General features: G+C 48.0%; 10 protein-coding genes. 1 reads left to right on the plus strand and 9 read right to left on the minus strand.

Annotation, left to right across the window (positions count from 1 at the left end; all coding sequences use genetic code 11):
* The first annotated feature begins 31 nt into the window (after positions 1-31).
* Positions 32-160: a hypothetical protein gene (locus O9332_RS25250; RefSeq protein ID WP_288027844.1), complete on the plus strand. Its 129-nt coding sequence runs from the start codon at positions 32-34 to the stop codon at positions 158-160.
* A gap of 262 nt (positions 161-422) precedes the next feature.
* Here the strand turns inward: O9332_RS25250 and O9332_RS25255 are convergent, their stop codons facing one another.
* From O9332_RS25255 to O9332_RS25295, 9 genes are all read right to left on the minus strand, one after another.
* A complete protein-coding gene (locus tag O9332_RS25255) occupies positions 423-758 on the minus strand; it encodes a ribulose bisphosphate carboxylase small subunit (RefSeq protein WP_002741682.1) in 336 nt (111 codons plus the stop codon).
* A 15-nt stretch (positions 759-773) separates the two neighbouring features.
* Positions 774-1172: a RuBisCO chaperone RbcX gene (gene rcbX, locus O9332_RS25260; RefSeq protein ID WP_185237058.1), complete on the minus strand. Its 399-nt coding sequence runs from the start codon at positions 1170-1172 to the stop codon at positions 774-776.
* 130 nt (positions 1173-1302) lie between these two features.
* Positions 1303-2718: a form I ribulose bisphosphate carboxylase large subunit gene (locus O9332_RS25265; RefSeq protein ID WP_002753365.1), complete on the minus strand. Its 1416-nt coding sequence runs from the start codon at positions 2716-2718 to the stop codon at positions 1303-1305.
* Between the two features lie 549 nt (positions 2719-3267).
* Positions 3268-3930, minus strand: a complete 663-nt coding sequence (gene ccmN, locus O9332_RS25270) for a beta-carboxysome scaffolding protein CcmN (protein WP_288027846.1) — start codon at positions 3928-3930, stop codon at positions 3268-3270.
* 131 nt (positions 3931-4061) lie between these two features.
* Positions 4062-6020 carry a RuBisCO small subunit-like domain-containing protein gene (locus O9332_RS25275; protein ID WP_288027848.1) on the minus strand — a complete coding sequence of 653 codons (1959 nt, stop codon included), beginning with the start codon at positions 6018-6020 and terminating at the stop codon, positions 4062-4064.
* Positions 6021-6090: 70 nt separating this feature from the next.
* Complete coding sequence (gene ccmL / locus O9332_RS25280; protein WP_002759323.1) at positions 6091-6402, minus strand: beta-carboxysome shell vertex protein CcmL; 312 nt, start codon at positions 6400-6402, stop codon at positions 6091-6093.
* A 32-nt stretch (positions 6403-6434) separates the two neighbouring features.
* Positions 6435-6776, minus strand: a complete 342-nt coding sequence (locus tag O9332_RS25285; RefSeq protein WP_002733426.1) for a carbon dioxide-concentrating mechanism protein CcmK — start codon at positions 6774-6776, stop codon at positions 6435-6437.
* 66 nt (positions 6777-6842) lie between these two features.
* Positions 6843-7154, minus strand: a complete 312-nt coding sequence (locus tag O9332_RS25290) for a carbon dioxide-concentrating mechanism protein CcmK (protein ID WP_002734613.1) — start codon at positions 7152-7154, stop codon at positions 6843-6845.
* Between the two features lie 611 nt (positions 7155-7765).
* Positions 7766-8050, minus strand: a complete 285-nt coding sequence (locus O9332_RS25295) for a Nif11-like leader peptide family natural product precursor (RefSeq protein WP_002759324.1) — start codon at positions 8048-8050, stop codon at positions 7766-7768.
* Between the last annotated feature and the right edge of the window lie 147 nt (positions 8051-8197).

Genomic DNA, 8197 nt, shown 5'->3' on the forward strand with positions numbered 1-8197 from the left:
AACCCTTATATAGAAAGGCATTTAGCGATTTTTGTCAATTGTTTTTTATCTAGAGCGAACTAATCAATTAAGTCTCTTGCCAGATAAGGATTTAGTCGATTTATGCCCCCCTATCGAACCATACCAAGTAACGAAGAACCCGAAAAATCTTATGAACTGATTTTGCACCTCCTTATCAGCTTTATAAGCTAAACGGCTTTTACTTCGGATCACCGATATAGACTCCAAAAGGGTTATAGCTGTTGGATCATGCAGGTTAAGCGCCGTTTAGCTTACGTTTTGGCAGCGGTGGTAGAATCGGGCCAAGATTTAAGCGATCTTTACGCGCAGAAAACGGGTTTCTTCAAGAAACCCGTTTTCTATCAAAAAAAAGGGAGGTCTAAGAACCCCCCTCAATAGTTAATAATTAGATGACAGCTAAATTAGTAGCGGCCAGCATTGGGTTTATGAACAATAAAGCTCATGGTTTGACATTGTTTGATGTTGTCAAAAGCGATAACGCGGATGTAGCAATCAGAATATTCAGTGCGGCACTCGCGAACTTCATTAAGAACTTCTTGGGGGCCAGAAACAGAGAATAAAGGCAGTTTCCACATCGTCCAATGATAATCTGCGGGTTTGGGGTCTTTTTCAAATTCCACAGCAGGAATATAACCCTGATCGATCATGTATTGAATTTGTTTAGCAATTTGTTGATCGGTGAGGGGAGGCAAGTAGGAAAGAGTTTCGTAACGCTTCTCTTTAGGTAAAGTTTTCATGGGTTTCTTGATTCCTTATGGGTTGGGTAGATCATCAACATCGAGATTTAATTCCGATGTCTCTGGTTGACTTATAGCAGTACGGGTGAGACGTTCCAAAAGTTGCCGACGATGTTCGGTATTGTCATTAATAATTCCCGTTTTTACCATCTCTGGCAAGAACTCTAAAACCTGTTCGGCTAGATGTTCTCTTACCGTCATGATCCGCAAAACTAACTCTTTATTCTCAGTCATTAACCCCGCAATATAGGCCTCGCCATCCTGAATGGAATGGCTAGAAGTATAGTGACTCAGCCAAATAGCTAAAGTGGGATTAGTTTCTGACAATTGATCGATAATCGTGCGAACCGCTTGGTAAGTTAGGTAACTTTGTAAGACTTTCGCGGTATCTTGAGCAACTTTTTTCGGATACATTTTATACAGTTTTCAGTTATTGGCTAGACAGTTATCAGTGTTGAAATTCTAGCGACTGCTTCCCGATTTTGGGCAAGTCCCCGGCATTATTTTGCACCGATAACTGCTAACAACCTTCTGAAGGGCTGTATTAGAGGGTATCCATAGCCTCGAACTCGAATTTGATTTCTTTCCAGAGTTCGCAAGCGGCAGCCAGTTCAGGACTCCAACGGCAAGCTTCCCGGATAACGTCGTTACCTTCGCGGGCCAAGGAGCGTCCTTCGTTACGAGCTTGGATACAAGCTTCCAGAGCCACACGGTTAGCGGTGGCACCAGGTGCGTTACCCCAGGGGTGGCCGAGGGTTCCACCACCGAACTGTAAGCAGGAATCGTCACCGAAGATTTCCACCAACGCGGGCATATGCCAAACGTGGATACCACCAGAAGCAACCGGCATTACCCCGGGTAAGGAAGCGTAGTCTTGGGTGAAGAAAATACCACGAGCGCGATCTTCTTCTACATAGTCTTCACGCATCAGGTCAACAAAACCCATCGTGATTCCGCGTTCACCTTCGAGTTTACCAACAACGGTTCCCGAGTGCAGGTGATCACCACCAGAGAGACGTAAGCACTTAGCTAAAACGCGGAAGTGGATACCATGATTTTTCTGACGGTCGATAACCGCGTGCATTGCCCGGTGAATGTGGAGCAGTAACCCTTTGTCGCGGCAGAATTTCGCCAGGGTGGTGTTAGCGGTGAAACCACCGGTGAGGTAGTCGTGCATGATGATGGGGGTTTTGATTTCGGCGGCGAATTCAGCCCGTTGCATCATCTGCTCGCAGGTAGGAGCGGTTACGTTGAGGTAATGTCCTTTAACTTCGTTGGTTTCTGCTTGGGATTTAACGATCGCCTCTTGGACAAAGAGGAAACGATCGCGCCAACGCATGAAGGGTTGAGAGTTAATATTTTCGTCGTCTTTGGTGAAGTCTAAACCACCGCGGAGACATTCATAAACGGCACGACCGTAGTTTTTAGCGGAAAGGCCGAGTTTGGGTTTGATGGTGCAACCGAGTAAGGGGCGACCGTATTTGTTTAATTTGTCCCGTTCAACGGTGATACCGTGGGGAGGACCTTGGAAGGTTTTGATTAAAGCGACGGGGAAACGGATATCTTCTAAACGGAGACCGCGCAGAGCTTTGAAACCGAAAACGTTACCAACGATCGAGGTGAGGATGTTGGTGACGGAACCTTCTTCAAATAGATCTAAAGGATAGGCAACGAAACAGAAGAACTGGTTATCTTCGTTGGGTACGGGTTCGATATCATAACAACGACCTTTATAGCGATCGAGGTCGGTTAAGTTATCGGTCCAAACGGTGGTCCAGGTACCTGTGGAAGATTCCGCCGCTACTGCCGCACCTGCTTCTTCAGGAGGAACTCCGGGTTGGGGTGTTACCCGGAAGCAAGCTAGTAGATCGGTATCTTTGGGGGTGTAGTCGGGGGTGTAGTAGGTCAGGCGGTAGTCTTTTACGCCGGCCTGGAAACCTTTGGATTTGGCTTGCACCATTGGGATTATTCCTCCATAAACTGCATGATTAGTCGCACCTGTAAAATCTCGCCGTCAACCGACATAGATTTTTCTTAAGCTCCTGTCCCCTGCTGCTAGGAGCGAAGTTAGGGAGCAATTTTCACTAATGTTTTTTTCAACTGATCATCTTAACACGAACTTTACCCTATTTTGATCATTTTTTTCTCTATCCCCAAAATTTTGATTGTTTTTTTTTCTCGAGGCGATTAGTTTCTTTAATCTCTCGTCATCTAACTTTGATAATCTATACAAAAACACAAAAAAATCAACAAAAATTTACCTGATTGACACACAGAAACTTCTGCTCATCAGGCTTTGAGCGATTAAAACTACTCTTTAATTGAGGAAGATTATCAATAATTACAACCTCAAAAAATGTCGGCAATCGCTAAAGATAAATTAGATTTTTAAGCAATTATACCCAGTACCTAGAGGACAGTTAGACAGCAGTGAACTCTAGATAAATTAGGTCTAATTACTCAGTAATTATTGTGGAGATTTTTGGCTTGTGAACGATTATTTTCCCCTTTAAGAATTAAGGTTATTGTTGCCATTAAAACGATGACGTTCTGGAAATAGCGTGACCAATAACTGATTGATATAGACCTTTCCGACCACCGATGCTTGATTCGGTCGGTTAGTAGTAGATGCTTGTTCTCTGGTTTCCGCAGGACTGGCCTCGGCGACCATTTCCTCGCCATCCCAAGGACTGGCCACGGTTTCGGCGACCATTTCCTCCACGGACGGCACTGGGGACACTTGACTGACTACGGGTTGCGGTTCCGGTAAAGGGGGTCTTTCCGGTTCCGATGGGGTCGCTGACACCTCGATGGTAATTTGACGGGAAGTATCTCCGATCAGGGAACCAGACGGCACGATCGACATCGCTGCCACAGAAGCATTAAAAATCGTTGTGGTTGACCCAATACAGGCATTTTCACCGATTTCACCCCGACCGACGACGAGAACACCTGTACCTAAAATTGCTCCCGCACCGATAGCAATAACACCCTGATAGGCGGTTAAAATTGTTCCCATACCCAGGCAAGCACCCGCACCGATAATTATTTGGCTATTGGGGGCTGCTCGGAGAATCACCCCCGGAGCCACGATCGCACTCTCATCAATGGTTACATCACCATTGACATAGAATTCCGAGCGGCTAATAGGTTGAACGGGGGGTAAGGACATAATTGACAGTTATTCAGTGATCAGTGATCAGTGATCGGGGGTTAGGGGGTAGGGGTTAGAGTTTCGGGTATTTTTCCCAGTCCGCCAACACCTAACACCTATCTCCCTTCACCGATCGCCGAGTCCTGAAATTAAGGGCGTTGAATAATCGATTCGAGAACACGGCGTTTCGCTTGGGAGTCAATCCCGATCAGACGAACGTATTCCCCTTGATGGTCGCGCAGACAGGTTTCTAAAGCGGCCACCACATCGGATTCGCGACTGCTATCGATCGGGGTGCAGCTTTGCCAAGAACTGGTTTTAAAACGACGTTTATCCGCGTGTTCAGCCCCGATTTTGTGACCTTGGTTCAATAAAGAGCGAATTTGAGTGATCGTTTCTGCGGTTAAGGTACTGGTTAAAGTGGCAGTACCGCCGCCAGAAGAACCAGAAGCATAGCTTTTGAAACTCGGTTCGGCAACGGTGGCGGTTTTACTGCTGCCATTACTACTCACCGAACCATCGGGACGCTGGATCACCGTTTCTAAAACCCGTTTTTTGGCTTTAGCATCGATACCGAGTAAGCGGACGTATTCGCCGCTATGTTCCCGTAAACAATCTTCCAAAGCAGTAATTACCTCGGATTCGCGATTGCTTTCGATCGGGGCGCAACTCTGCCAAGAACTGGTTTTAAACCGGCGTTTATCCGCGTGTTCGGTGCCGATTTTGTAGCCTTGGGCGAGCAGGGAACGAATTTGAGCGATCGTTTCCCCACTTAAGCTACCACTGCTGCTATAACTGGATCCGTTACTAGCGGGGGCGCTGTAGCTGCTGGCTTTGCCGCTGCCGTTACTAGCGGGGGCGCTGCCGGGGCGGTGAATAATCATTTCGACGACCCGTTTTTTCGCTTGCGGGTCGATCCCGATCAGGCGGACGTACTCATCGCTATTTTCAGTCACGATCGCTTCAATATCGCGAATGATGCCCGCTTCGCTCTTGGTTTCGATCGCAGGTCCGGTTAACCAAGAACTGGTTTTAAACCGGCGTTTATCCGCGTGTTCGGTGGCGATTTTCAGTCCTTGGGCCAGCAGGGAACGCACTTGTACGGACAGGTCGGAATGGCCGTTACCGTTGCCATGACCGCCGTGGACGGCGGTGGTGGTGCGGGCCGGTTCTCCCGGTGTGTCTTCGGGGCGTTGGATAATCATTTCCAGTATGCGCCGTTTAGCGGCGGGATCTACTCCGATCAGGCGGACGTATTCGCCTTGCAGGTCTCTCAGGGAGGCTTCTAGGGATTGGGATACCTGTTCTTCGCGGCCGCCGTCGATAAAGCCGGCACTTAACCAAGAACTGGTTTTAAAGCGGCGTTTGTCAGCGTATTCGATGCCGATCTTGTAGCCTTGGGAGAGGAGGGAGCGAACCTGCGCTCGAATGTTTGTATTTAAACTCATAGGTGTCACCGAATTTCTATATAGCGTCTCATTAGCGATGTTTATAGCGGCTGCCGGTGGAGGAGTCGCTGGGCTGTGGGCTTTGACCGGGACGCTGGGGGCGAGGTCGATATCGACAATGTGACGAGTGAAGGCTCGATCGATTTCTGTGACATCGGGTAAGCGATCAGCCTGCTGTTGGCTGGTGATCACGGAACCGGATGGCACGAATTTCCCGGCGGGGATTTCCACGTCTTGAACGAGGGCGTGCATCATGACGATGCAATCGGCACCAATGCGGGCATTAAAGACGGTGGAGCGAAAACCGATAAAACAGCGATCGCCCACATAGGCAGGCCCGTGAATGAGTGCCATGTGGGTGATACAGCTGCCCCGGCCGATCCACACCGAATATTCTCGGCCGTCATCTCCCACCACACGGCTTTTTTCTAAACCGTGGATGATTGCTCCGTCCTGAATTTTGCTGTCGTCGCCAATGTGAAAGGGGGTTCCTTCATCGGCGCGGATGGAAGTCCCCGGAGCAATCACCACTCGCGCCCCGATCTCGATAGCGCCACTGAGGTTAGAGAAGGTGTGGACTTTGGCACTCTCGTCTATGCGCGTTTCCTCTGGGGATTTGGTCCGCTTTTTCGGACTAGCCGCCGTTGTGCGGACGACCATAGTTAGTCTTCCTCCATACTGAATTTGGCTGGCTGGTTGTTACTTAACTGTGTTTGGGTTCTATCGATGTTTAACCGGATTGACGAAATTCGTCCCTCTTGCTGTAGAGGGTGCGATTTTCTACGGTTATAGTGTCAATAATCCCCACCACCATCGCGTCAAGGGGGCGATTGTTCTGTCCGTCTTCGATACGGGCGGCTCCTCCCCGGGACACTAGCACCCATTCATTAATCCCCGCTCCGACAATATCACCCGCTACTTCGTATTTAGGCAAAAGTTGCCCCTGTGCGTCGATGAATTGCAAAAGCAGAAGTTTCACTCCCGTCATACTGCGCGGTTTCAGGGAGCTAACGACGGTGCCGCAAACTTTGGCAATTTGCATGGAATTTGTTTACACTAAAAGTTAGTTGCGCTCTAGATTCGTCTTAAAGGTTGCGGGTTAACACTTTCACGAAACTGTTCCACGGCTTCTGTATAACGGATGGGAAGAACGTATTCGAGGTTTTCGTGGGGACGGGCGATGATGTGGGTCGAGAGGACTTGACCACCCTTAACACGATTAGATGCCGCTTCTGTCCCCGCCGATACGGAGGCCTGTACTTCCGAAACGTCCCCCCGGACGATGACGGTGACGCGACCACTACCAATTTTTTCGTAACCTACTAGGGTTACGCGGGCGGCTTTCACCATGGCATCAGCCGCCTCGACGACGGCCGGGAAACCCAAGGTTTCCACCATGCCCACTGCAATTGACATAATATTTTTGTCTCCTAATGGTTGGCTTTCTTCGACTCTATAGATGCTGACCCCGATCAACGGTGTTTAATAGCTGCGGAATTGCTCTACTTCTTCGGTGTAGCGAATGGGCAGCACGTATTCGAGGTTTTCGTGGGGACGAGCGATGATATGGGTAGATAGCACTTGTCCTCCGTTAACCCGGTTGGCGTTTTCCACTCCGGCAGCCACAGAAGCTTGCACTTCTGAAACGTCTCCCCGGACGATGACAGTGACGCGACCACTACCGATCTTTTCGTAACCCACTAGAGTCACCCTGGCGGCTTTGACCATGGCATCGGCCGCTTCCACAACGGCGGGAAATCCTAGGGTTTCAATCATTCCTACTGCAATTGGCATTTTTTTGTTCCTCGCTTGTCAAGCCAAACTAAACTATTAATTTTGTTAGCGTTATCAATTTTGTTTCAGTCAAATTCTTTCCTTGTTACTTTTCCTGCTCTAGCTCTGGTGGCAGTCGGGATCGTGGCAAGGTGGGTAAGACCATCCTGAATTTTATCTCGATCGTGACCGTTTTCATCCACTAATTTTATTTTCTAGGGCCGGTTGGTAAAAATTTGACGAGTCAGGCAAAATTATCAACCTAAAAAAAGCATAGGAAACTATGACACCTTTGACAATATAAAACATTATGATTATTTCTCATCTTCAGGTTAACGAAAGTTAATCATTCCTTGACTTCGCCCATCAGCCTCAGCAATTCTCAGGAGATTTACCGCTAAAACCTTTGCTATGAGCCGATTTCCGCTTTAAGTTTTCTCTTGGCGGCTTGCTTGTCTCTGCTGGATTTATTGGCAGATAAAAGCCTATTTTCCCTGATTTCGGCTTTTTTATAATTTTTTTATACTATATACGGCTGGGGTGGGGGAGTGGGGAGCCTTTTTCAGTGATCAGTAAACAGTGAACAGTAATCAGTGAACTGAAAACTCACATCTGATCACTGATCACTGATTCTAGCGATCGATCTCACCTTCGTAGGGTTGGACACCGATCGAGGGATAATTATCGTGGTTAGGACTGAAAACTTCTAACACTGCATGAGCTAACTTTTGGAAAAAGTCGGGACTCTCGTGCAAGGATTTGAGTGCCGCTTCTAATTCAGGAAGGGAGAAATCGAAGCCTTGCGAGCGAGCTATCTCTAGTAATTGCTGAGGATCTTGGGTTGAGCGCATTTTTTGACCCAATTCTTCGTTTTTAGCGGCTAAGGCGAAAAAGTCGAACACTTGATTTTTAGACATATAAATACTTTTCCTTTGATGATTAAAGGTGTGGCCTCGGCGGCGTGGAGGTTAAACTGCCTAGTATGGTTCATTTTTATCCTACCAGTCAGGAGATATCCTCAAAGCAAAAGTTTCGTTTTTCTTTGCTTGTATGGCTGAGTATGC

This window comes from Microcystis sp. LE19-10.1B, from assembly GCF_027530565.1.
Classification (GTDB): domain Bacteria; phylum Cyanobacteriota; class Cyanobacteriia; order Cyanobacteriales; family Microcystaceae; genus Microcystis; species Microcystis aeruginosa.

What these genes read in the sequence shown, in the direction of transcription:
- O9332_RS25255 (WP_002741682.1), bottom strand. Translation starts at nt 758, where the DNA reads ATGAAAACTTTACCTAAAGAGAAGCGTTACGAAACTCTTTCCTACTTG.
- rcbX (WP_185237058.1), bottom strand. Translation starts at nt 1,172, where the DNA reads ATGTATCCGAAAAAAGTTGCTCAAGATACCGCGAAAGTCTTACAAAGT.
- O9332_RS25265 (WP_002753365.1), bottom strand. Translation starts at nt 2,718, where the DNA reads ATGGTGCAAGCCAAATCCAAAGGTTTCCAGGCCGGCGTAAAAGACTAC.
- ccmN (WP_288027846.1), bottom strand. Translation starts at nt 3,930, where the DNA reads ATGTCCTTACCCCCCGTTCAACCTATTAGCCGCTCGGAATTCTATGTC.
- O9332_RS25275 (WP_288027848.1), bottom strand. Translation starts at nt 6,020, where the DNA reads ATGGTCGTCCGCACAACGGCGGCTAGTCCGAAAAAGCGGACCAAATCC.
- ccmL (WP_002759323.1), bottom strand. Translation starts at nt 6,402, where the DNA reads ATGCAAATTGCCAAAGTTTGCGGCACCGTCGTTAGCTCCCTGAAACCG.
- O9332_RS25285 (WP_002733426.1), bottom strand. Translation starts at nt 6,776, where the DNA reads ATGTCAATTGCAGTGGGCATGGTGGAAACCTTGGGTTTCCCGGCCGTC.
- O9332_RS25290 (WP_002734613.1), bottom strand. Translation starts at nt 7,154, where the DNA reads ATGCCAATTGCAGTAGGAATGATTGAAACCCTAGGATTTCCCGCCGTT.
- O9332_RS25295 (WP_002759324.1), bottom strand. Translation starts at nt 8,050, where the DNA reads ATGTCTAAAAATCAAGTGTTCGACTTTTTCGCCTTAGCCGCTAAAAAC.